Source organism: Streptomyces albidicamelliae, assembly GCF_025642175.1.
In the GTDB taxonomy this organism is placed as follows: Bacteria; Actinomycetota; Actinomycetes; order Streptomycetales; family Streptomycetaceae; genus Streptomyces; species Streptomyces albidocamelliae.
The window spans coordinates 8,065,503-8,086,588 of sequence record NZ_CP106795.1 but is presented as its reverse complement, the minus strand read 5'-3'; the positions used below and the strand labels follow the sequence as shown (position 1 = coordinate 8,086,588).

General features: G+C 71.2%; 21 protein-coding genes and 2 pseudogenes. 18 read left to right on the top strand and 5 right to left on the bottom strand.

What is annotated here, in order from left to right; translation table 11 throughout:
• The first annotated feature begins 154 nt into the window (after positions 1 to 154).
• The 9 genes from N8I86_RS36565 to N8I86_RS36525 all read left to right on the top strand — a co-directional run bounded on the left by N8I86_RS36565 (position 155) and on the right by N8I86_RS36525 (position 10,100).
• Complete coding sequence (locus N8I86_RS36565) at positions 155 to 1,576, top strand: radical SAM/SPASM domain-containing protein (protein ID WP_263279844.1); 1,422 nt, start codon at positions 155 to 157, stop codon at positions 1,574 to 1,576.
• Positions 1,577 to 1,602: 26 nt separating this feature from the next.
• Positions 1,603 to 3,075 carry a B12-binding domain-containing radical SAM protein gene (locus tag N8I86_RS36560; protein ID WP_263279843.1) on the top strand — a complete coding sequence of 491 codons (1,473 nt, stop codon included), beginning with the start codon at positions 1,603 to 1,605 and terminating at the stop codon, positions 3,073 to 3,075.
• A gap of 11 nt (positions 3,076 to 3,086) precedes the next feature.
• Positions 3,087 to 4,550, top strand: a complete 1,464-nt coding sequence (locus N8I86_RS36555; RefSeq protein ID WP_263279842.1) for a histidine phosphatase family protein — start codon at positions 3,087 to 3,089, stop codon at positions 4,548 to 4,550.
• Positions 4,547 to 5,362 carry a nucleoside-diphosphate kinase gene (locus N8I86_RS36550; RefSeq protein ID WP_263279841.1) on the top strand — a complete coding sequence of 272 codons (816 nt, stop codon included), beginning with the start codon at positions 4,547 to 4,549 and terminating at the stop codon, positions 5,360 to 5,362. The genes N8I86_RS36555 and N8I86_RS36550 overlap by 4 nt, the downstream gene beginning before the upstream one ends.
• Positions 5,359 to 5,541: a hypothetical protein gene (locus N8I86_RS36545; RefSeq protein ID WP_073898337.1), complete on the top strand. Its 183-nt coding sequence runs from the start codon at positions 5,359 to 5,361 to the stop codon at positions 5,539 to 5,541. The genes N8I86_RS36550 and N8I86_RS36545 overlap by 4 nt, the downstream gene beginning before the upstream one ends.
• Entirely contained in the window at positions 5,535 to 5,813 is a 279-nt protein-coding gene (locus N8I86_RS36540) for a hypothetical protein (protein ID WP_263279840.1), read from the top strand. Before N8I86_RS36545 ends, N8I86_RS36540 begins: the two co-directional genes overlap by 7 nt.
• Entirely contained in the window at positions 5,810 to 7,591 is a 1,782-nt protein-coding gene (locus N8I86_RS36535) for a carbamoyltransferase family protein (RefSeq protein WP_263279839.1), read from the top strand. Before N8I86_RS36540 ends, N8I86_RS36535 begins: the two co-directional genes overlap by 4 nt.
• An 88-nt stretch (positions 7,592 to 7,679) precedes the next feature.
• A complete protein-coding gene (locus N8I86_RS36530; protein WP_263279838.1) occupies positions 7,680 to 9,305 on the top strand; it encodes an SGNH/GDSL hydrolase family protein in 1,626 nt (541 codons plus the stop codon).
• Positions 9,306 to 9,704: 399 nt separating this feature from the next.
• Positions 9,705 to 10,100: a hypothetical protein gene (locus N8I86_RS36525; protein WP_263279837.1), complete on the top strand. Its 396-nt coding sequence runs from the start codon at positions 9,705 to 9,707 to the stop codon at positions 10,098 to 10,100.
• Positions 10,101 to 10,527: 427 nt separating this feature from the next.
• Here the strand turns inward: N8I86_RS36525 and N8I86_RS36520 are convergent, their stop codons facing one another.
• The gene (locus N8I86_RS36520) at positions 10,528 to 10,749 is read right to left on the bottom strand and encodes a hypothetical protein (protein ID WP_073898329.1); all 222 of its coding nucleotides are present in this window, start codon (positions 10,747 to 10,749) and stop codon (positions 10,528 to 10,530) included.
• 195 nt (positions 10,750 to 10,944) lie between these two features.
• Here N8I86_RS36520 and N8I86_RS36515 point away from each other — a divergent pair, with 195 nt between their 5' ends.
• Together N8I86_RS36515 and N8I86_RS36510 are read left to right on the top strand one after the other, a co-directional pair.
• Positions 10,945 to 11,961, top strand: a complete 1,017-nt coding sequence (locus N8I86_RS36515) for a DNA-directed RNA polymerase subunit alpha (RefSeq protein ID WP_073898327.1) — start codon at positions 10,945 to 10,947, stop codon at positions 11,959 to 11,961.
• Positions 11,962 to 12,170: 209 nt separating this feature from the next.
• A complete protein-coding gene (locus N8I86_RS36510; protein ID WP_263279836.1) occupies positions 12,171 to 12,737 on the top strand; it encodes a GNAT family N-acetyltransferase in 567 nt (188 codons plus the stop codon).
• A 4-nt stretch (positions 12,738 to 12,741) separates the two neighbouring features.
• Here the strand turns inward: N8I86_RS36510 and N8I86_RS36505 are convergent, their stop codons facing one another.
• Positions 12,742 to 13,137 carry a VOC family protein gene (locus N8I86_RS36505; protein ID WP_263279835.1) on the bottom strand — a complete coding sequence of 132 codons (396 nt, stop codon included), beginning with the start codon at positions 13,135 to 13,137 and terminating at the stop codon, positions 12,742 to 12,744.
• 153 nt (positions 13,138 to 13,290) lie between these two features.
• Between N8I86_RS36505 and N8I86_RS36500 the strand changes: the two genes are divergently transcribed.
• The 4 genes from N8I86_RS36500 to N8I86_RS36485 all read left to right on the top strand — a co-directional run bounded on the left by N8I86_RS36500 (position 13,291) and on the right by N8I86_RS36485 (position 15,792).
• Complete coding sequence (locus N8I86_RS36500) at positions 13,291 to 13,617, top strand: hypothetical protein (RefSeq protein ID WP_263279834.1); 327 nt, start codon at positions 13,291 to 13,293, stop codon at positions 13,615 to 13,617.
• 217 nt (positions 13,618 to 13,834) lie between these two features.
• The gene (locus tag N8I86_RS36495) at positions 13,835 to 14,308 is read left to right on the top strand and encodes a carboxymuconolactone decarboxylase family protein (RefSeq protein WP_263279833.1); all 474 of its coding nucleotides are present in this window, start codon (positions 13,835 to 13,837) and stop codon (positions 14,306 to 14,308) included.
• 1 nt (position 14,309) lies between these two features.
• On the top strand, positions 14,310 to 15,236 hold the full coding sequence (locus N8I86_RS36490) for an RNA polymerase sigma-70 factor (RefSeq protein WP_263279832.1): 927 nt from the start codon (positions 14,310 to 14,312) through the stop codon (positions 15,234 to 15,236).
• Between the two features lie 100 nt (positions 15,237 to 15,336).
• A complete protein-coding gene (locus N8I86_RS36485; RefSeq protein ID WP_263279831.1) occupies positions 15,337 to 15,792 on the top strand; it encodes a VOC family protein in 456 nt (151 codons plus the stop codon).
• A 202-nt stretch (positions 15,793 to 15,994) separates the two neighbouring features.
• On the opposite strand, the gene N8I86_RS36480 is transcribed toward N8I86_RS36485, so the two are convergent.
• Positions 15,995 to 16,549, bottom strand: a complete 555-nt coding sequence (locus N8I86_RS36480; protein WP_263279830.1) for an SAP domain-containing protein — start codon at positions 16,547 to 16,549, stop codon at positions 15,995 to 15,997.
• A gap of 62 nt (positions 16,550 to 16,611) precedes the next feature.
• Between N8I86_RS36480 and N8I86_RS36475 the strand changes: the two are divergent.
• A pseudogene (locus N8I86_RS36475) lies at positions 16,612 to 17,079 on the top strand (transposase); the annotation flags it as partial.
• Here the strand turns inward: N8I86_RS36475 and N8I86_RS36470 are convergent.
• A complete protein-coding gene (locus N8I86_RS36470; RefSeq protein ID WP_263279829.1) occupies positions 17,060 to 17,611 on the bottom strand; it encodes a GNAT family N-acetyltransferase in 552 nt (183 codons plus the stop codon). The pseudogene N8I86_RS36475 and the gene N8I86_RS36470 overlap by 20 nt on opposite strands.
• Before the next feature lie 173 nt (positions 17,612 to 17,784).
• Between N8I86_RS36470 and N8I86_RS36465 the strand changes: the two genes are divergently transcribed.
• On the top strand, positions 17,785 to 18,219 hold the full coding sequence (locus N8I86_RS36465) for a hypothetical protein (RefSeq protein WP_073898311.1): 435 nt from the start codon (positions 17,785 to 17,787) through the stop codon (positions 18,217 to 18,219).
• 682 nt (positions 18,220 to 18,901) lie between these two features.
• On the opposite strand, the gene N8I86_RS36460 is transcribed toward N8I86_RS36465, so the two are convergent.
• Positions 18,902 to 20,005, bottom strand: a complete 1,104-nt coding sequence (locus N8I86_RS36460; RefSeq protein WP_263279828.1) for a CPBP family intramembrane glutamic endopeptidase — start codon at positions 20,003 to 20,005, stop codon at positions 18,902 to 18,904.
• Between the two features lie 422 nt (positions 20,006 to 20,427).
• Between N8I86_RS36460 and N8I86_RS36455 the strand changes: the two are divergent.
• A pseudogene (locus N8I86_RS36455) lies at positions 20,428 to 20,712 on the top strand (class I SAM-dependent methyltransferase); the annotation flags it as partial.
• Positions 20,713 to 21,086 lie beyond the last annotated feature (374 nt).

Genomic DNA, 21,086 nt, shown 5'->3' with positions numbered 1-21,086 from the left:
GTCGGCGAGTGTTTGTGACAAGTAATGTGACTAGCCTGTCACAAGCCCTTGATGGCTGGCTTGATGCTCTGTCATGATGGCCGTCCCGACGCCACTTTGGAGCAAAGTGAACGCTCATACCCCTCTCGCGGATCCCGTAGTCCGGCGGTCCGCCGTGACCACCGTCGAGCCACTGGAGCCCGTGGACGTCGTCGTACGTCACGAATTCTGCGGACCCCTGCTGTGGAGCAATCGCCGCCACGCTTTCTTCCTGCCGAAGGAGGCCCGCGAGAACGCCCTCGTCACGCGGGCCGTCGAGCGCAAGAGCGCCGGCCAGGAATGGGACGACGGGTCCCTGCCCGCCGGCCTCGCGGACGACCTGCGCGAACTCGGCCTGGACGGCCGGGTCCGGGAGATCCGGTCCCCCTACCAGGACCGGCTCAGCGGGCCGCTGGAAATCTACTTCGACTACACCTGGCTGTGTAATCTGGCCCGCCACAAATGCGGCCAGGACTCCTTCTGCTACGCCGCCGAGTTCCTGGGTCCCACCACGATGCGCGAACAGCGCGTTCGGGAACTCATGGCCGAACTCGCGCAGTGGGGCGTCATGCGCGTCCATCTCGCGGGCGGCGAGCCGACCATCAACAAACGCGCGCTGGCGAACTATCTGGACAGCGCGAGCGAGCAGGGGCTCTACACGTCGATGGCGACCAACGGTCTCCTCATCGACGACGACACGCTGGACATCATCCTGCGGAACGGGCTGAAGTCCGTCAGCTTCAGCATCGACGGCGCGTCGGAGGAGACGTTCGGCGCGGTGCGCGGCCCCGGTCTCTTCGACAAGGTCGTCGCCGCGCTGCGGCACACCGTGCGGCGCAAGCGCGAGACCGGTTCCGACATGCGGGTGTGCGTCAAGCCGACGTACACGCCGTCCACCCCCTACTCCGAACTGGAGGCGCTGGTCGAGCTCGGCATCGACGCCGGCGCGGACGTGGTGAAGTTCGCCAACCCCGAGCGCTGCCTCCACCACGAACAGGGCTTCTACTCCCAGCAGGTGGACGAGTACTACGCCGCCATCGAGTACATCGGCACGCTGCAGAAGACCTACGGCTCGCAGATCTCCATCACCAACGTCAGCAACCCGATGGCCGGCTGCGGCGACATCGGCATACCGGGCCTGTCCGGCTGCATCGGAGGTCAGGAGCTGATCGCGCTCAACCCGGACGGCAGCGTCACACCGTGCCTGATGCACCCGCGCAAACTCGGCAACATCGACGACCAGTTCACCGGTCTGCGGGACTTCTGGAACGGGTCGACGCAGCTCACCGACTTCTGGAAGGCCCTGGAGAAGCCCGAGGGCTGCTCCGGCTGCGACATCTACAGCTCCTGCCGCTCGGGCAGCACCACGCGCCGCATCGTCCAGATCGGCCGCTTCGACCCGGAGCGCACCACCGGCGACTTCAGCGCGGTCAAGGACCCGCTGTGCACCCGGGACTACCTCGCCCGGCATCCCGAGAAGAAGCTGCCCGAACCGCCGGCGGACGACCCCACGGCGCTGCGGCACTTCCGCGAGATAGCCGTACGCCACTCGCTGTGAACTCCCCTGCTCTTCGAGGAGCCCCCATGAGAGTCGCGCTCGTCAGTTTCTACGACTCGCAGCGCTTCGCCGAGTTCCCCATCACCCACGCGCTCAGCTCCATGCGACTCGGCGCCTACCTGAGCCGTCAGCACCCCGAGTGGGAGATCAGGCTGCGGGCGTTCGACGAGCAGGGCTGGTCGGCCGAGGCGGCCGGGGCCTCGCTGCTAACCGAGGGATTCGACGTGGTGGGCGTCCCCGCCTACATCTGGACCCTGGAGCGCACCCGGCAGCTGACCGTGGAGCTGTCGAACGCCCCGCAGGCCCCGCTGGTGGTCTGCGGCGGGCCGGAGACCAGGGCCATGCCCTACGCCGACTGGCCCGAGGGAACGGTGTTCGCCATGGGGCAGGGGGAGGAGCCCCTCACCTGGCTCTGCGAACAGCGCGCCGAGGACGCCGGGTTCGACGGGCTCCGCCTGGCGAACGGGCTGGCCCAACCCCTGTACTCGGCGCGCCGGGAGCGTCGGGACGCCTACCGGCACGCGGTCCCCGACCGGCGCGACCGACGACTCCCGCACGGTATCGAGCTGTTCGGCCCGGAGTTCGAGGAACTCCTGGCCGGTGACCCGGTGGAGACCGACTTCACCTGGTACGAGACCGCGCGGGGCTGCATCTACGACTGCAGCTTCTGCGGTCACAACACGCTGCCGTTCTTCGCCACCTTCGACACCGACTTCGTGCGTACCGAGATCAGCAACATGCGGGCCCGGGGGATCCGCCGCATCTTCCTGATCGACCCGATCCTCGGCGGCAAGGCGGCCCGCGGCAAGGAGATCCTGCGCATGTTCCGGGACCTCGCTCCGGAGATCGCCATCAACGCGTACATGCGCCCCGAGTTCCTGGACGACGAATTCGTCGAGGTCCTCGTCGAGTCCAACATCGAAGAGCTGCTGATGGGGCTCCAGACGACCAACCCCAGCGTGCCCAAGCACGTGCGCGGCAACCACTTCGGAAAGATCATGAAGTACGTCCCGCACCTGACGGCCCGGGGCATTCCCTGGCGGGCCGAGCTGATCGTCGGACTGCCCGGGGACGACATGGCGGGCCTGCGCGAGTCGCTGCGGTTCACCGTGGAGGAGCTGCGCCCGTGGTCGGTGCACTCGTACCACCTGACGGCCATCCCGGAGACCAAGCTGTTCGAACTGCTCGACCGCACCGACGACGAGATCTGGATCAAGGCCGACGACAAGCTGCGCGTGGTCTCCGCCAGCAGCTACAACGAGCGCGAGCTGCGGGACATGCTCATCTACGCGGGCGCCGTCACCTCGCTCCACGCCCACCTGCGCGAACAGGGCGTGTTCGACGTCCCGTTCAGCGAGCTCGACGCCCAGGTGGGCCGCATCCTGTCCGACCCCGCCGCCCGTTCGGCCCGCTCGACCTTCCTGCGGATGGGCCAGGACGCGGGGCGGGCCGCATGGGCCGCGTACGGCGCGGGCGCCGTCACGGCCGCGGCCGGCTGAGGGGGACGGTCGTGGCGACACACACCCCGGTGCGGTTGACCGTGCGCCGGCACGCCGAGTCGGTGTGGAACGCGCAGGCCAGGATCCAGGGCGACATCGCCTCGCCGCCCCTGACCGCGGCCGGAGCCGCCGAGGCCGAGCGGTGGGCGGCCGATCTCACGGTCGACGCCGGCATCCGCACCGTCTGGAGCAGCGACGCCGTGCGTGCCCGAGCGACCGCGGCCGCCGCCGGCCGCCGACTGGGTCTGCCCGTGACCAGCACCCGGCTGCTCGCGGAGGCGGGCGCGGGGGTCCTGGAGGGACTCACCCACGCCGAGGCAGCGCGCACCCTCCCCGAGCCCCACCGGGTGTGGAAGGCACGCGGCGACCTGGACGCCATCCCGGGAGCCGAATCGGGTGACCGGCTCCAGGCCAGGGCGATCGCCTTCCTCACGGCCGCGACGGGACCCGGCGGGGCGGAACTGTACGGCGGCGCCCAACTCGTCGTGAGTCATGCCGCGTTCCTGCGCTGCCTGGTGAACACCGCGCGGCAGCGGCCCCGCACCACCCCCGTGGCGATCGGTCACGGCGACACCCATCTGCTCACCGATCCCTGGACGGCTCTGCGGCCGGAGCGGCTCAACCAGCTCTGGCGGCCCGCGGCCCACCGTGTCTCCCCGGGCCCCGACGGCGGTGCCGGCCCGGCGGCCACGCGGTTCGTGGTCAAGCTGGTCCCGGGCCTCGGCGCCGACGGAAGGCTGGACCAGTACCGCACCGTCCAGCACGCCGTGAGCACCGCGACCGGCACTCCCCCGTTGCTTGCGGCGGCGACCCGCGGAGACGGCTCGGCCGTCACGGTGCGCCGATTCGTACCCGGTACCACCCTCGGCCACCGGCTCGGCACCGACGAGGAATGGGAACTCCTCGACTTCTACCAGCGGTTCAACACGCGGCTCGGGGCGGCGGTGCAAGCCGACGCCCTCACCGGCGTCCGGTCGCTCGCCGACCGCATCGACATCGCGCTGCGCGGACCGGACAACGAGGCGGTGCGCGAACTGCGCGCCCTCACGGGCGACCGCGGAATGCGCGCGTTGTTCCACGACCGTTCCCAGGTCGCGGACTTCGACCTCCACCGCGACAACACCCTGCGCACCGACACGGGGCAGTTGCTGCGGATCGACCTGGACTCGCTCTGCCCCGGCCCCCCTCTGCTCGGTGAGGCCTGTGCCCTGGTCGGCGCCTCCGCGCTCTATCCCACGGGGCAGTCCGCCTCCCCGTACGAACGACCTCACGTGAGGCGGCTCGGCGGCGACTCGGACCACGCCCGGGAACTGCGGCACCTGGTCCGGGTCCGGCTCCTGCTGGGCCTGTGGTTCTTCCTCGCCGCCCCCGGAGCCGCCGGCACCGAGGGCAGCGAACGGCACGCCGCGCTCTACCGCGCGGCCCTGACCGAGCTGACGGCGCTCGACCAGGAGAAAGGCAGCTGCACCCGATGACCGCACCGACCGAGGACTCGTTCCTCCTCCTCAAGCCCGACACGCTGGAAAGGGGACTCGCCGACCATGCCGTCGACGCCGTCCGCCGTGCCGGCCTCACCGTGACGGGGCGCGTGCCCGTCCGGCTGACGGAGAGCCAGGTGGCGGGGATCTACCCGCAGGTCGACCCGGACCGGCGTCCACTCACCGCGGGCATCATCCGCCGCTATCTGATCGGCAGGCCCGCCGCCTGCATCACGGTGAGCGGACGCGACGCCTGCGCACGGGTGGTGGAGGTCAAGACCGCGCTGCGCCGGGAACTCTCCGACGTCCTGTACGGCAACCTCGCGCACAGCCCCGACACCCCCGACCAGGCCACCTCCCAGCTGCTCGTGCTCGCCGGACGCGGACCCCACGCCGTGTTCACGCCCAAGCCGGGCCCGTGGCGCGGCTGGAGTCAGGAGCGCATCGAGGCGGCCCTCGACGTCTGGGCCGCGGACGCCGTCGAGGTGGGCACCCGCAGGCCCACCCGCTGGTCGCCGCTCCCGAAGACGGGAGGACCCGGGGTGCGGGTGGCCGTGCCGCGCCGCTGGGTCATCGCCTTCGACGACATCGCCGCCTTCCTCGCCCGGCTCGCCGGCCGCGACGATCCGGGATTCGCCGTACGGGCGACGCTGGCCGCCCTCTACGACCGTGACGGACTCCCGCTCGCGGCCCCCACCGCCGCCGACGCCGAGGCGCTCGCCGCCCAGGTGACCGAGTTCGGCCTGCTGGCCACGCCCGTGGCCGGATCCGACGGTTCCCGACGAGTCGCAAGGAGTGCCACACGATGACCGGCAAACTGGGCAAAGGCGTCCGCGCCGCGTCGGACCTCTGCTTCCGCGCGCTCTCGGCGACGGCCCGACGGATCACCCCCAAAGCGCGTGCGTCCACCCGGGAGCAGACCGAGTCGGATCTGATCCGCTTCCGGCGAGCGCGGAACCGCAGCGGCGACAGCTACCCGCTGTGGTGAGCCGCGCCGACGGGGCCGTCGCCGCCGTGTCGTACGCCCTGACCTCCGCCGTGTACTACGCCGTGATCACCCCGCTGGCCCTGCTCGGGCGCATCGGCGGTGCACGCGACCCCCTCGCTCTGCGGTCCTTCCGCGCGAGCACCGGCTCGGCCCTGCGCCGACTCGACCGGGCGTTCGGACCGGACGACTTCCTGCCCGGACGGGCCGGGATCTCACCCGCCGAACGTTCGTGCCACCGCCTCGACGGGCCGAAGGGACCGGTGCAGCCATGACCGCCATCGTGGGCATCTCGGCCTTCTACCACGACAGCGCCGCGGCGCTGGTCGTCGACGGCGAGATCGTCGCCGCCGCGCAGGAGGAGCGCTTCACACGGCGCAAGCACGACCCCGCCTTCCCCCAGCAGGCCCTGGCCTATCTGCTCGGTCAGGCGCCCGGCGAGGTGGACGCGGTCGCCTACTACGAGTCGCCCTGGCTCAAGCGCCAGCGGGTCCGGCGGAGCCTGCTCGGCACCGCGCCGGGAGGGGCCGAGGCGTTCCGGCTCGCTCTGCGCGGCGGTATCGCACGGCCCGACCACACCGAGCGGCGCATCCGTGCCGGGCTGCGCACCGCAGGACTCTCCGGGGACCTGCCCGTCCTGTGGTCGAGGCACCACCTCTCGCACGCGGCGAGCGCGTACTACCCCTCCCCGTTCGAGCGTGCCGCCGTCCTGACCGTCGACGGGGTGGGCGAGTGGGCGACCACCGGCATCTTCCTCGGCGAGGGCGCACGCATCACCGCCCTGGCCGAACAGGTCTTCCCGCACTCCCTTGGCCTGCTGTACTCGGCGGTGACCCACTTCTGCGGGTTCAAGGTGGACAGCGGCGAGTACAAACTGATGGGCCTGGCCGCCTACGGCGACCCCGGCTCCCCGCAGACCCGGGCGTTGCGCGAACTGATCCGGGAGCGGCTCGTCGACGTGCGCGAGGACGGCTCGTTCGTCCTGGACATGCGGTACTTCACCTTCCACCGCGGCGGCACCATCATCGACGTACGGCGCTGGGAGCGGCTGTTCGGGATGGCGCGTCGCAGGCCCGAGAGCGGGGGTGCCCAGCGGTACGCCAACCTCGCGCTCGCCGTGCAGCAGGTCACCGAGGAGGTGATGGTGCGTCTCGCCCGCCACGCACGCGAGCTCACCGGCGCCGACGCGCTGTGCCTGGCCGGCGGGGTCGCCCTCAACTGCGTGGCCAACTCCCGGGTGCTGCACGAGGCCGGGTTCGACCGGGTGTGGGTCCAGCCCGCCGCCGGAGACGCCGGCGGCGCCGTCGGGGCCGCCCTCGCCGCCCACCATCTGGCCCTGGGCGGTCACCGCCCCACCGCTCCTCTCCCGGACGGGATGAAGGCGGCCCACCTCGGCCCCGACATACCCGACGGCGCGGTCGCCGACCTGGTGCGCCGGTACGGCGCGCACTGCACGTCGTACGACGACTTCGACAAGCTGGCCGAGGAGGTGGCCGGGGAGCTGGCCGAGGGGAAGGTCGTCGGCTGGGTCCAGGGGCGGATGGAGTTCGGCCCCCGGGCACTGGGCAACCGCAGCATCCTCGCCGACCCGCGCAACGCCACCGCCAAGTCCTGGCTGAACGCGAAGATCAAGGCCCGGGAGGACTTCCGCCCCTTCGCGCCCTCGCTCCTCGCCGAGGCGGCGGACGCTTACCTGGAGCCCCCCGTGCCCTCCCGCTACATGCTGCTGACCACCCGGGTCCGGCCTGGCGACGACGGCTCGCCCATCCCGGCGGCCACGCACGTCGACGGCACCGCACGGCACCACACCGTCGAGGCCGCGGACAACCCCCGCTTCTGGGGGCTCATCGACGCCTTCCGGACCCGCACCGGCTGTGCCGCCCTGGTCAACACCAGTTTCAACGTCCGTGGTGAGCCGGTGGTCGCCACCGCCGACGACGCGTACCGGTGCTTCCTGCGCACCGGCATGGACCTGCTGGTCATCGGCGACCACCTGTTCCGTCAGGCCGACCAGTCGGCCGAACTCGCCCACGACAGCCTGCCGCTCGACTGACCCGACCGGACCGGACGCCCCGTTCACCGGGACGACGCGGCCGGCATCCGCCCGGCTGACGTCCGCGGCAGGAGGAGAAGGACAACTGATGACCACCGCGCTGCTGTGCACCGGCTGGCCCCGCGGGATCGAGGTGGCGCTGGACCGGCTCGAACGCGACGGGCGACGCCCCGCCCTGCTCATCCTGCCGGACACGGTGGCCGGCGACCGGGCGTGGACGGAAGCGGCGTTCGAACGGTTCGGGCTGCCGGTGCTCCTCCTCCCGCAGGCGGAGATCGTGGCCGGCCGGCTCGCCCCGGAGGGCAGGCGCGCGGTACGTGCCGCGGGCGTGACCGCACTGCTGGTGTTCCGTAACGACGGCGGGACGGTCGACCGCGGGGCTGCGGTCCGGTTCGCACTCTCGGTACCGGTACGCGAACTGCTGGTCATGCACGGACGTGGGGACGTCACCCGGTACGGGCGTACGGCTCTGCTGGCCGCCCTGTTCCGCGACCGTGAGCCGGGGCGCGGGGGGTGGCGCGAGCGTGTATCCCGCCGCACGCGTGGGACGGGGCGCGGCCGCCGCGAGGACGCCCCGCCGGCGGAGCTGTTCGATCCCGTGGCCGGACGGCACCTCCCCCGGGGCGGCGACTTCGCCGGCGTCGACGCGCGCGGCGGCCTGGACGTCAGTCCGCTGGGGTTCCTGCGCGTGCCCGGGATGGCGGAGCCCGCCGATCTGGAACCGTCCCACCGGCGCCGGGTGATCATGCTGGGCGGCAGCGCGCTGTACGGGCTCGGCCTGCCGGACAACGCCGCCACCGTGCCCGCACGCCTCCACCGGCGCCTCGCCGACGCCGACGACGGGCCCGAGGTGCTCAGCTTCGCCGTGCCGGGTGGATGGTCGCGCGGCGAGTCCGCGATGCTGCTCTACCGGCTGCGTCACGCCAGGCCCGACAGCGTGGTGACCCTCTCCGGCTGGAACGACTTCAACACCCTGTTCGCCATGGACCTGGTCAACGGTCCGGGTGCACAGGTGCTGAACTGGACCTTCTCCGACTACCACCACTACTTGAGGATCCACGCCCCGCACGAGATCGACGACACCCACGTCCCGTTCGCCCGCAAACCCTCCGTGGTGCGCAGCCTGCCGCACCTGGACTCCGCCGTCTTCCCCCGCTCGGGAGCACGGCTGCGCGGTTCCCAGTGGCTGGACAACCAGGCGCTGATGGCCACCGTCTGCGAGCAGCAGGGCAGCCACTTCGTCTGCGCCCTGCAGCCGCACTCGCTGCTCCAGCCGGCGCTGGGCACGGAGTTCACCCGGAACTGGGTCACCTCGCACTACGACTTCGCCTTCACCGGCAGGGACGGGCAGCCCGGCCGCGCCGAACTGTTCGACGCCTACGCCGATTCGATCGCCTCCGTCTACCAGGTCTACCGGCAGGGCCTGGCCGAGCTGTCCGCGCGCTTCCCGACCGCGACCTTCCTCGATCTGTCCACCGTGTACGCGGACGAGGACGCCCCCTGCTTCCTCGACGGAGTCCACCTCAGCGCCCACGGAGCGGACGTACTCGCCGACGCCCTCGCGAAGGCGCTGGGGCAGCCGACGGCCGGCGTCCCCCGCGGAAGCGGAACCGCGCCGTCCCGGACGGCGGACGAGAGCGGGGGCACTTGGTCTTCCACGCAGGGGGCGGCCGATCCGCGACCTGCTGCGGGGCGACGCCTTTCCGGCCTCTGAGCAGGCCCGCGATCCGCACTGCGAGCGCTACGGGTGCTGATCCCCGGCGCGGCGGGACGAGCGTGCTCGCGCCGCGGCCACCGTCAGGATCGACCCGCGGCACGGTCGGGAAGCCACCAGGGGCCGATCGACCGTCCCCGTTTCGCGTGCCGAGCGTGCGTTCGCTCCTCCACCCCTTGATCGGTGGGCGGGTGACCGGCGAGGGGAATCGACCGTGGGGGCGGTCGTGCAGTACACCGTGACGAGTGGGGGGCCAGGACCTGCCCGAGCCGAAGGACTGGACCGGCGCCCTCAAGGGCGTCCAGCACAGCAAGGACGCGGGACGGCAGGTGGTGAACCTCCTCGCCGACGAGATCTACCGCCACCTCCGACATGGGCCCGTGCCACTCCTGCCGGTCAGTGATCAAGGACTTCCGCAGGGGCTTCCCGGCCCTGACACTCCGGATCCGCTACCGCAACGCGCTGCGCGGCGGCAGCTCCGCGGCCCTGATCCCGGCGGGCGACGGCCTGTACGGGCAGTACGGAATCGGCGACGCCACGCAGCGCGCGGACCAGCTGTGGGCCAAGACCTACCCGGGCAATCCGGTGGCCGCAGCCGCCGGAACCTTCGACGTCAAGGTCACCGGGCCCGGCGGCCGGCGATTCACCGGCACCGTGCGGGGCATCGGCCAACAGCCCACTCCTCGTACCTGTGCCCGGCACCGACTTCGACCGCGGCTCCGCTCGACGAGGTGGCTGCTGTCATGGACGGGATCGCCCAGGACATCAGCACCCAGATGGTGCCCGAGCGGCTGATGCGCCCGCAGGCGTTCCGGCAGTGGATCCGCGGCATCGGCCAGGGGACCGTACGGCTCGACTGCGAACGAGGGCCCGGCAAGGACGGCAGGACGGCTACACGGACGCCACCGAGCAGGACGGGGGCACCTGGCTGAAGACCTTCCCGGCCGCCCGCTGACCCGACGGGGTCCTTCGCGCGCCCGTTCGCCCCTGCCGTTCCGGCCTCGGCCGAGCCGAGGAGGACAGCTTTACGGCGCTTCGGGCGCGTCGTTCTTCCCCGCGGTCGCGGGCCGCCGGGCTGACGCGTGTCACCTGGGCGCGCCACAGTGCTTCCACCGCAGCCCCCAGCCGCGTCCCGCAGGGCGTCCACCGCGATGGCGAGGGGTGTCGCCGTCGTGGGACGTCTCCGCGGGGCGCCGGGCGCCCCGACCGAGGACCGCGGTCGCTACAGCTTGGTCATCTTGCTGTACGGGCTCAGGATCCGCATCTGCTCGGAACCGAAGTCCACGAGTGCAGCGACTCCGTCCTCGATACCGATCACTCGGCCGAGGCCGTACGCGTCGTGCGTGACCTGGTCGCCCACGGCGAAGTGCTTCGGAGGCGGCGTGATGGGAGCCTTGAAGGGGCTCGTGGGCAAATGGCGCTTAGGTGCAGCAGGCTTTGTCATCGCCCCTAGTATGCGCCTACGAAGTGCACTGGTGGCTACCCTCGCTGACCGTTGGCCCCCTTTCCCGCACGAGCTGAGCCTGCCGGTCGGCCGGTCGGCGGGCGGTTCGACTTCGTGGAAGGCCGAACCGCCCGTACCCTTCTGGTGTCTACGGGCGTCACATAGCGGGCGCCGAAAAGTTGGAGGCAATACCTCGTGCTGATTGCTCAGCGTCCGTCCCTGACCGAAGAGGTCGTCGACGAGTTCCGCTCCCGGTTCGTGATCGAACCGCTGGAGCCGGGCTTCGGCTACACCCTCGGCAACTCTCTCCGTCGCACCCTCCTGTCGTCGATCCCCGGCGCTGCTGTCACCAGCATCCGCGTCGACGGTGTCCTGCATGAGTTCACCACCGTGCCGGGCGTCAAGGAGGATGTCACCGACCTGATCCTCAACATCAAGCAGCTGGTCGTCTCCTCGGAGCACGACGAGCCGGTCGTGATGTACCTGCGCAAGCAGGGCCCGGGTCTGGTCACCGCCGCCGACATCGCGCCCCCGGCCGGTGTCGAGGTCCACAACCCCGACCTCGCCCTCGCCACGCTCAACGGCAAGGGCAAGCTGGAGATGGAGCTGACCGTCGAGCGCGGCCGCGGCTACGTCTCCGCCGTGCAGAACAAGCAGGCGGGCCAGGAGATCGGCCGCGTCCCGGTCGACTCCATCTACTCGCCGGTGCTGAAGGTCACGTACAAGGTCGAGGCCACGCGTGTCGAGCAGCGGACCGACTTCGACAAGCTGATCGTCGACGTCGAGACGAAGCAGGCCATGCGTCCGCGTGACGCCATGGCGTCGGCCGGCAAGACCCTGGTCGAGCTGTTCGGTCTCGCCCGCGAGCTGAACATCGACGCCGAAGGCATCGACATGGGCCCGTCCCCCACGGACGCCGCCCTGGCCGCCGACCTGGCGCTGCCGATCGAGGAGCTGGAGCTCACGGTCCGTTCCTACAACTGCCTCAAGCGTGAGGGCGTCCACTCGGTGGGCGAGCTGCTCGCGCGCTCGGAGGCGGACCTCCTGGACATCCGCAACTTCGGTGCGAAGTCCATCGACGAGGTCAAGGCGAAGCTGGCCGGCATGGGCCTGGCCCTGAAGGACAGCCCGCCCGGATTCGACCCGACCGCCGCCGCCTTCGACGCGGACGACAACGGGGGCACGGGCTTCATGGAGACCGAGCAGTACTGATCGGCTCACCGGGCCGCGCACAGCGGGAAGGGCGGCCACGCCGCCCTCCCCCGATGCCCCCGGATCCGCGACGGCCCCCTCGGAGATCACTCCGAGGGGGCCGTCGTCTGCGTACTTCCGCACTCCCGATGTCCGTGCCGCCGCCGTACCAACTCGGGCGTGCCCTTATTGGTTTGCCGTGGGCCTCTCCCGCCGGATAGGAAGCTCGCATGTTGAGAGGCGGCAAGGTGGGGCTCAGGGCCCGGCACGAGGACGACATCCCGGTTCTGCGAGCCGAGCTCTACGACGACGTGGTCAACTCCTCCCGGGCCGAGAGCGGCCCGTGGCGGCCGATCACACCCGGCTACCAGGATCCGCGGCTCGTGGTGGACGACGAGGAGGAGCGGCGCGCCCAGTTCTCCGTGGTGGAGCTCGAAGGCGGCACCCTGGTCGGCTCCACGGTGCTCTGGGGCATCGACACGCACAACCGGTCCGCGCACATCGGGCTCGGGCTGCTGCCGGCCTCCCGTGGCAAGGGTTACGGCACCGACGTGGTCGCGGTGCTGTGCCACTACGCCTTCGTCGTGCGCGGCCTGCAGCGGCTGCAGATCGAGACGTTGTCGGACAACACCGCGATGCTGCGCTCCGCCGAGCGGAACGGCTTCGTCCGTGAGGGTGTGCTGCGTTCCTCGGCCTGGGTGCTGGGCGAGTTCGTGGACGAAGTGGTGCTCGGGCTCCTCGCCCGGGACTGGACGCGGGATGCGCAGGCTCAGGTTGCCGTCCGGACCCGCGGCTGAACGGTCAGCGGCCCTCCAGGTAGGTGGTGCGGCCGTCGTCGTCGAGTTCGAAGGGGCCCTCGGGGATGATGCAGAACTCGTTGCCCTCGGGGTCCGCCATGACCAGGAATCCCCCGTCCGCGTACTGCTCCAGCCGGCGCCCGCCGAGCGCCTCGACCCGCTGCTGCTCGCTCGCCGGGTCGGGTGAGGTGATGTCGAAGTGCATGCGGTTCTTGCCCGACTTGGGCTCGTCGGTCTGCTGGAAGCCGAGGCCAAGGCCGTTCTCCCGCCGCAGCCACACGTACGGCCCGGTCCGGCCCACGACGGGCCTGCCGAGCACCTCGGCCCAGAACGCGGCCAGCCGCTCAGGGTCGGCGGCGTCGACGATGAGGGCGTTGATGTGCATCGGGGAATCTGCCATGCCGGCATCTTCTCAGGACGCGTACGGCTGCCCCACGCACGCGCGATCACCGGAGCCCCCGGCGTCCCACTCGTCCACGCCGGCGCCCGCTTCGAACGCGGGCTGCCGGTGGATCACGGCCACACCTTCGCAGCCTGAGGAGCACCTCGAACCGTGACCGCTTTCGACACCTACGGCACGAGCGTCCACACCGCCCGGCAGCTTGCCGACCTGGTGACCGACCGCCTCGGCGCAGCCTTCACCGAACGGGACAGCGACCACCTCGGCGCCTTCTTGCTCGCCACCCTCAGCGACGCGACCCGCATCCAGGTCCAGCCCAACGCGATACCCGGCGACGACGGCGACGACGACCTCTACGACGAGCAGCACCCCGATCTGCCCGTGCTCCTTCTGATCACCGCTCCGAGTCCAGACACCGTCATCCACGACCAACTCGCAGGCATCGAAGGGCTCGTCAGGCTCGCCCCTACGCGAAGGTGAAGCCAGAGCCCGTACCACTCCCACGGGTTTGACGATCGTTCGCCAAGACTGCGAGTCGCGGCGCCTGGTGACAGTATGCGTACGGCGGTGCGCGCCGGGAGGAGTCGGGCGGACCGTCGGCGCCGGGGAGACGCGGGTCACATCCAGGGGTGTCACAGGGCGTTGGGCCGTCTCGTCTCAAGGGGTGAAGCCACTGACGAGCGTGGAGGAGCACACCATGGACGCGCGACTGAACTACTTCGCCGACCCGACCGCCGCCAAGGTCCTGAAGCACTTCATGTCGGCGGGCAAGGCGCTCAAGGAGTCGCCGCTGCCGGCCGCGACGCAGGAGCTGGTGGCGCTGCGCGTCAGCCAGATCAACGGCTGCGCCGCCTGCATCGACATGCACACCAAGGACGCCGCCGCAGCGGGCGAGACCTCGGTCCGGCTGAACCTGGTCGCGGCGTGGCGGGAGGCCACGGTCTTCACCGACGCCGAGCGTGCCGCGCTGGAGCTGGCGGAGGCAGGGACCCGGGTCGCGGACGCGGCCACGGGCGTCAGCGACGAGGTGTGGGCGTACGCCGCCAAGCACTACGCCGAGGAACAGCTCAGCGCCCTGGTGGTCCTCGTCTCCTTCATGAACGCGGCGAACCGGCTGAACATCATCACCCGGCAGCCGGCCGGCCACTACGAGCCCGGGCAGTTCCACTGACGTGAACAAGATCGATGAGTTCGAGGAGCTGCGGCCGCTGCTGTTCTCGATCGCCTACCGCATCCTCGGCAGCGTGGGCGAGGCCGAGGACGCGGTGCAGGAGACGTGGCTGCGCTACGACGGTTCGGCAACCCGGGTCGCGTCGGCCAAGGCGTTTCTGTCGGCCACGGTGACGCGGATCTCGATCGACGTGCTGCGCTCCGCGCGGGTGAGGCGGGAGGAGTACGTCGGCCCGTGGTTCCCCGAGCCGCTGCTCAGCGATCCGTATGAGGATCCGGCACGTTCGGCGGAGCTGGCCGACTCGGTGTCGATGGCGGCGCTGCTGCTATTGGAGCGGCTCAGCCCGCTGGAGCGCTCGGTGTTCGTCCTGCGCGAGGTGTTCGACTTCGGGTTCGACGAGGTCGCCGCCGCGGTGGGGCGGTCGGAGGCGGCGTGCCGGCAGCTGCTCGTACGGGCCCGACGGCACATGCGGGCCGGACGGCCACGGTTCGAAGCGGACGGCCAGGAGCGGCAGGAGCTGGCGACGCGGTTCTTCGACGCGCTGAGAGGCGGTGACGTGGGCGGGCTGCGGGATCTGCTGGCCGCCGACGTCCAGCTGGTCGGGGACGGCGGCGGCAAGGCCCCGCAGCTCGCCAGGGCGGTCAGCGGTACCGAGAACGTGGCCCGGCTGCTCGTCTCCGTCATCCCGCTGCTCGCCCGGATCGGAGTCACCTTCGAGCCGCGAGAGATCAACCGGGAGCCAGGCGCGATCTTCCGCGACCGGGACGGCAAGGTGCTCCACGTCCTCGCCCTTGACGTGGTCGACGGGCAGATCCGGACCATTCGCTCCGTGATCAACCCCGACAAGCTCGGCCACCTCGGGCCGGTCGCCGACGCCTGGGCCGTCGACCGCCAGGTGAGGCAGGCCCGGTTGGCCGACCACCGGTAGTTCTCGGCACGAAGGGGCCGTGAAGTGGCTGGAGCCGTTCCGCTCCGGTGGGGGTGGCCGGTCCGGCACGACTGTCAGAGGCGTCTGTCAGGCTCTGCCCATGGAGATGACGCTGCAACTGACGATCGACTGTGCCGATCCCCGGCGGCTGGTGGCGTTCTGGAGCGAGGCCCTGGGATACGTGCCGGAACCTCCGCCGGGCGGTCATGCCACGTGGCGGGCGTACTGGGCGGCCATGGGGGTGCCCGAGGAGGAGTTGCCCGATGGTGCGGGCGACGTGCCGGAGTCGATCGTCGACCCCGCCGGCCGGGGGCCGCGCGTGTGGTTCCAGCAGGTTCCGGAGCCCAAGGCGGTCAAGAACCGCATCCACTTCGACCTGAAGGTCGGCGGCGGGCGGGACGTCCCGTTGGCGGTCCGCACGCAGCGCGTCACCGCCACGGTGGAGCGACTGGTGAAGGCCGGCGCCGACGTGCTCCGGATCACGGACTTGCCGGACATGGGGCAGTACGCCGTCCTGCTCCAGGACCCGGAGGGCAACGAATTCGACGTCGTCTAAGGGCTGTCCCGCAATCCCCCGCGGGCGCACGCCGCCGGCTACGGCGCCTCGCTGCGTTGCCGGAACACCCGAATTTGCCCCGTATGAGGACGCTCCTCCGCCTTGCGATGCACCGCGTCCGACGCCGCGCACTGATCCACCAGGGACTACGGGACAGCCCTCAGCGCACCGCCGGGGCCCGGCTCCGCTTCGGGCGCCGGGATCAGCTCCTGGGCCGCGCCCGGTGGAGCTGCCAGGCCGCCAGGGCCTCGCGCCGGGTGCCGTCCGGGTGGCGGGCGTGCCAGTCCCGCAGGAACCGGTTGAGCTCGAACTGGGCCCCGATCTCCTGCGGTCGGGCCGCCTGCGGCCGAGTGGCGTGCCAGTGGGCCACCGCCTCGGCGAGGGTGTGGCCCGCTTGCCGGGCGATGTAGTCCCGCATGAAGGCGTCGAAGTGGAAGCCGGGCCCGATCTCCCGCAGGAAGTACTCGCGCAGCACCTGGCTGCACCGCTGACCCTCCGGAATCACGGTGTCACCGTCGACGGGGGCCGTGAGCTGGCGCCCGCCGCGCCGCGCGGGACGTGCCGGCTCCGGCGCGGGGAGACCGTCGAGCGCGGCGGCGAGCCGGGCCGTCAGCGCGGGCTTGCCCCCTGCGGTGGGCAGACCCATCCTGCGGGCCAGACCGGACAGTTCGGCCAGGGTCCAGTACCAGCGCAGGAGCTCCGCCCCGGTCAATCCGGGAGTCAGAGCGGGCCGCAATTCCTCTTCATTCGCACGCACGTTCCCATCCTAAGGCCGGTCCCGTAACTGCCGGTCACGGGTGAGGTGATCTTCCTGTGGCTAACTTGACGATGCGGCAGCTCGCTCCGCTGTTCGGGGTCTCGAAGTCGGCCGCGGACCGCGTCATCGACCATCTCGGGCCGGTGCTCGCGCTCCAGCCCCGTAGGCGGTTTGCCAGGGACACGGTGCTGATCGTGGACGGCACTCTCGTGCCCACCCGCGACCACGCGGTGGCCGTGCAGTCCAAGAACTACCGGTACTCCACCGCTCACCAGGTTGTCATCGACGCGGACACCCGACTCGTCGTGGTGGTCGGCCGGCCGCTGCCGGGCAACCGCCACGACTCCCGCGGCTGGGAGGAGTCCGGCGCCAAGGCCGCCGTGGGCAACACGACCACGATCGCCGACGGCGGCTACCAGGGCACCGGACTGGTGATCCCTCACCGCCGGGACCGCGGCCAGGCAGAACTCCCCGACTGGAAAGAGGAGCACAATCGGTCCGGCACTGGCGTCACTTGGCGTTGGGGTCACGCAAGCCGACTGCGTCATGCCGCCAGAACGGCTCTGCATAGACCAGCGTCCCCGTCATCCATGGCTCATACTCCGGGAACCTGATGACCTGAAAGGCACCATCCGGGATGCGCAAGGACGGCTTTCGGAAGCCCAGGCCACCACCGGGCACGAAACCGAAACGCGAGTAATAGCCCGGATCACCCTCCAAGAAGACGAGCGGAACAGCCCGCTCGGCCAGGACCCCCAGTCCGTGTCGAACCAGGGCTGAGCCGATACCCCGCTCATGGAGCTCAGGCATCACGGCCAAAGGACTGAGGACTTGCACGTCAACCAGCCGACGAGGCGCATCGAGAAGACTGCGGGTGAACATGACATGCCCGACGACCTGCCTGTCGTGCTCGGCGACCAGCGAGAGACCGTCCTCGGGTGTGATGGTGTCCCGCAGGGTATCGACCAGGTCGGCCACGGCAAGGCCATGGTCACCGAACGCCTGCAGGTGAACATCCCGCACGGCCTGCCTGTCGCCCGGAAGTTCTTCGCGAAGATCCATGCCCGGAGGCTAAAGGCCCCTCCGGGCGGCTCGCACACGGTTTTGGAACCGGAAGGACACTCGGCCAGTGCCCGCTCAGTTGCACACCGGAGCAGCATCCGAACCGAACGCTCGCCCCGGCGGGGCGAAGGTTCGCTGATGCGGCACTAGGATGAATCATGAACACTAACTCCATGCATCCTCGACGTGGTTGGACCCAGCGGCGGCGGACGGCTGTCCTGGCCTCCCTGTTGAGCGCGGCGGCCCTCGGATGGACCGCGGTCGCACTGAGCGTGCACACGACCGGCTCGGCCGCACTGGACCCCGACCGTGTGACCGACGCCGACGTGGCCCGGCTGGGCGCCGCTGTCATGGCCGGCATCGCGGCGCTGGCCGCGGGGCTGTGGGGGCGTCACTGGTCGACCCTGGCCCGGCCGATGGCCGGCGGTGGTTGGGCGCGCGGGGCGTTCGCTGCCACCGCCCTCCATTCGATGTTCGTCGTGCCGGTGATCCTGCTCGCCTCCTGGGAGTGGAAGGCCCTTGCCATCGCGTTCACGTGCGCGGTGCTCGCCGCCGGTGTGCGGGAGGCCGCCGGCGCGACCGGCCGAGCCACCGAGGCATTCGCCTAGGAGCTGTCCGGGCGATCTTGTGACTGGTCTCGGGCCGGGTCGTTGACCGGGAATGGGTCGGAAGATCTGACGGACGCCGAGTGGGGCCGGCTGCGGTTGTTTCTGCCGGTCAACAACGGTCGTTGTGGCGGCCCGGCCAGACTGGTCCTGCGCAGAAGGGGGGCGTTCAGCTCACCGCGTGCCACCTCCAGGACCGCTTTTCCGGGGATCCGACGTCCGCGAAGCGCCTCGGCCGCCTCATTGAAGCGGTCCCATGATCCTTGCCAGCCAATCTCGACGGTGACGGCCCCCTCGGCGGCCAGCTCGGTGAGAACGGCCAGCTCCGCGCCGGTGTCGCCCTGGATGACGAAAGAGGTCGGCGATGCTGGTGGGCTGGGCCGAGCGGCATCGGTCCGCGGTCGCCGAGGCCCGCGCCGCCTACGACACCGCGGCGAAGCAGGGACCCGACGCCGACTGAACGGGCCCGGACCGGCTCTCGGGCTTCTGCATGTCAGCGACAGCCAGCGGGGAGCGAAGGGCCTGCCATCGGCGTCACCAGACCTGCATGATCGCCCGGACAGGTCCTAGGGGCTACGGCAGGGCGCCGGTATGTACGCCGGTGTCAGCGGGTCGGCCGGCCTGTCGGCCTGGGCTCCGGAGCGCTGTCCCGCCCGCTGTCGGAAGACTTCCGCGGGCCCGGCCCTCATGAGGGTGCGTGGGGCGGCCGTGTCGCCGGAGGAACCTCGGGGCCGTTGCGCGTCTGTGCCTGATCGTGTCCGAGCTGCGCGCCGAGTGGCGCGTCGTAGGTGGGCCACGGGTGCGTTGACGGTACGTGGACGGCCGGCGCCTGCTGGGCGACGGTACTGACCGCGGCGATACCGCGGCGCCGTGCGAACCACAGGACGGCCGCGGCATAGATCAGGATCGTCGGTATGTCGACGGCCGCTTCCACCCAGCCCATGTCAGCGGCCGTTTCGTCCGTGTCGAGCGCACCCTCGACACCCGCCGCGACGCCCATTCCCACCAGGTTGTTCACGGTGTGCAACGCGATGGAGGCTTCGAGCCCGCCGGTGCGTACCGCCAGCAGCCCCATCACCCCGCCGAAGACGACCAGATCGGCGAAGCCCCACGCCGTGCCCCACCCGTGAGCCGCGGCGAACAGCACGGCCTGGGGCAGCACGGCAATCCACGGTGACCGCAGCCAGGACCCGACGGCCTGCACCAACCAGCCCCGGAACACGTACTCTTCGGCAGCCGCCTGCAACGGTACGAAGCAACAGAGCATCACGAGGGCCAGGAGGAACGAGCGCCAACCGACCCACTCGGCCTCCCCGCCGCTGTCCCCCGTCCCCGGCAGCAGGAAGGTGATCCCCAACGACACCGCGACGATCGGCAGCGCCAGGCAGAGACACAGTCCCAACCAGCGTCGGCGCAGTCGCCCCGTCACCGACGAGACGGTCCCGGCCGGACGGCCCTGCACCCAGCGCGCCGCCAGCAGGACCGCCGGGATCGCGATGGCTATGGACAGCAACTCGACGGCCATGTCGCCGATCGAGCCCCAGGTGCGCATGTCGTCGGCGTCGGTCGGGCGGTCGAGGATCGCCCCGCCGACCTCGGACACGACGACGAGCACCATCATGAGCAGGGCCGTGCCGACGCCCACCACGACCGTCCCGGCCAGCGGGCGCCACCACCGCCCGCGCCGTCCCTTCAGGAGCGCCAGCCGGTGATAGGGCAACGTAGGGGCCGGATCCGGGTCCTGCGGAACAGCCAGAGGACCGTACGGACGGGGGAAGTTGATCGACATGACGCCAGCATGCCAAGTTACGCCGGCCGGAGCACCCTGCCCACGGTCCGGCCGGTACTCCCCGGCCCACGCGTGCCCGGCCGCTGCGGATGTCTCCCGTCGCCCGGGCCGGGTGCGGTGGTGTTGAATACGGCGGCACGGGCGAGCGTGGGCGTGCGGCGAGTCGGACCGCTGGGCCGGTCTGCCAGGGGCGGGCGGCCGCGGACGGCAGAGCTGCTGACGGCCGGTTCGCGGATCCGGTGGCGGCACGGCTGCTCCGTGTCGCGGAGCGTGCCTCCGTGGACCTGGTTCGCGCGGGCACTCCCCCGCACGGCCGGCGGGAACGCACGGTGCACGAGAGTGTGCGAGCGTGCGGCGAGGTCGTCGTACCGCGGACCGTCGCGATCGACGAGGCGCTCCGTGCTCGCCCGACCGGATAGCTCGTGATCCTCGGAGCCGGTCTCGACCCGTGGGCGTGGCGGCTGGCCGAACTCGCGCGGACGGATGTGTGGAAGGTCGACCATCCCGCCTCCCAGCAGGACAAGCGCGCCCGTCTCGCCGAGGCCGCCGCCGTACCACGGGAGACGGACGAGGGCGACCGGCGCGGCGGCGGGTTGCCCGTCCTCGCCCGAGCCGTACGGTTCACGCCGGTCGATTTCGCCGTCGGCGATCTCGGGACCGCCTTGGAGGCCGCCCGGCACGATCCGTCCGCGCCGACGACATGGCTGTGGGAGGGCGTCGTGCCGTACCTCACGCGCGACGAGGTGCGCGCCACCGTGGCCGCCCTCGCCGCCCGGACCGCACCGGGAAGCGCACTCGTCCTCAAGTACCAGGCACCGTCGGCGAAGGCGGCCGTAGGACGGCTCCTGACGCGGGTGCTCGGCGGTTCCGTCAACGCGGGCGAGCCGTGGCGCTCGCTGTGGCGACCACGGCAGACGGCCACTGCTGGCGGAGTACGGCCTGCGCGTGGTGGTGGACGAGGACCTCCTCGACCTCGCCCGCACCCTCGGCGGTCCCACACGTGCGCGGGCATCCCTGCGGTCGGGGCGCGTGGCCGTCGCCGAGAGCCGCTGAGGCGTGAAACGGCATCGACGGTCGGCAG

Coding starts and splice junctions, on each gene's coding strand:
- N8I86_RS36560 (WP_263279843.1), top strand. CDS start 1,603: ATGAGAGTCGCGCTCGTCAGTTTCTACGACTCGCAGCGCTTCGCCGAG.
- N8I86_RS36550 (WP_263279841.1), top strand. CDS start 4,547: ATGACCGCACCGACCGAGGACTCGTTCCTCCTCCTCAAGCCCGACACG.
- N8I86_RS36545 (WP_073898337.1), top strand. CDS start 5,359: ATGACCGGCAAACTGGGCAAAGGCGTCCGCGCCGCGTCGGACCTCTGC.
- N8I86_RS36535 (WP_263279839.1), top strand. CDS start 5,810: ATGACCGCCATCGTGGGCATCTCGGCCTTCTACCACGACAGCGCCGCG.
- N8I86_RS36530 (WP_263279838.1), top strand. CDS start 7,680: ATGACCACCGCGCTGCTGTGCACCGGCTGGCCCCGCGGGATCGAGGTG.
- N8I86_RS36520 (WP_073898329.1), bottom strand. CDS start 10,749: ATGACAAAGCCTGCTGCACCTAAGCGCCATTTGCCCACGAGCCCCTTC.
- N8I86_RS36510 (WP_263279836.1), top strand. CDS start 12,171: ATGTTGAGAGGCGGCAAGGTGGGGCTCAGGGCCCGGCACGAGGACGAC.
- N8I86_RS36505 (WP_263279835.1), bottom strand. CDS start 13,137: ATGGCAGATTCCCCGATGCACATCAACGCCCTCATCGTCGACGCCGCC.
- N8I86_RS36495 (WP_263279833.1), top strand. CDS start 13,835: ATGGACGCGCGACTGAACTACTTCGCCGACCCGACCGCCGCCAAGGTC.
- N8I86_RS36485 (WP_263279831.1), top strand. CDS start 15,337: ATGGAGATGACGCTGCAACTGACGATCGACTGTGCCGATCCCCGGCGG.
- N8I86_RS36470 (WP_263279829.1), bottom strand. CDS start 17,611: ATGGATCTTCGCGAAGAACTTCCGGGCGACAGGCAGGCCGTGCGGGAT.
- N8I86_RS36465 (WP_073898311.1), top strand. CDS start 17,785: ATGCATCCTCGACGTGGTTGGACCCAGCGGCGGCGGACGGCTGTCCTG.
- N8I86_RS36460 (WP_263279828.1), bottom strand. CDS start 20,005: ATGTCGATCAACTTCCCCCGTCCGTACGGTCCTCTGGCTGTTCCGCAG.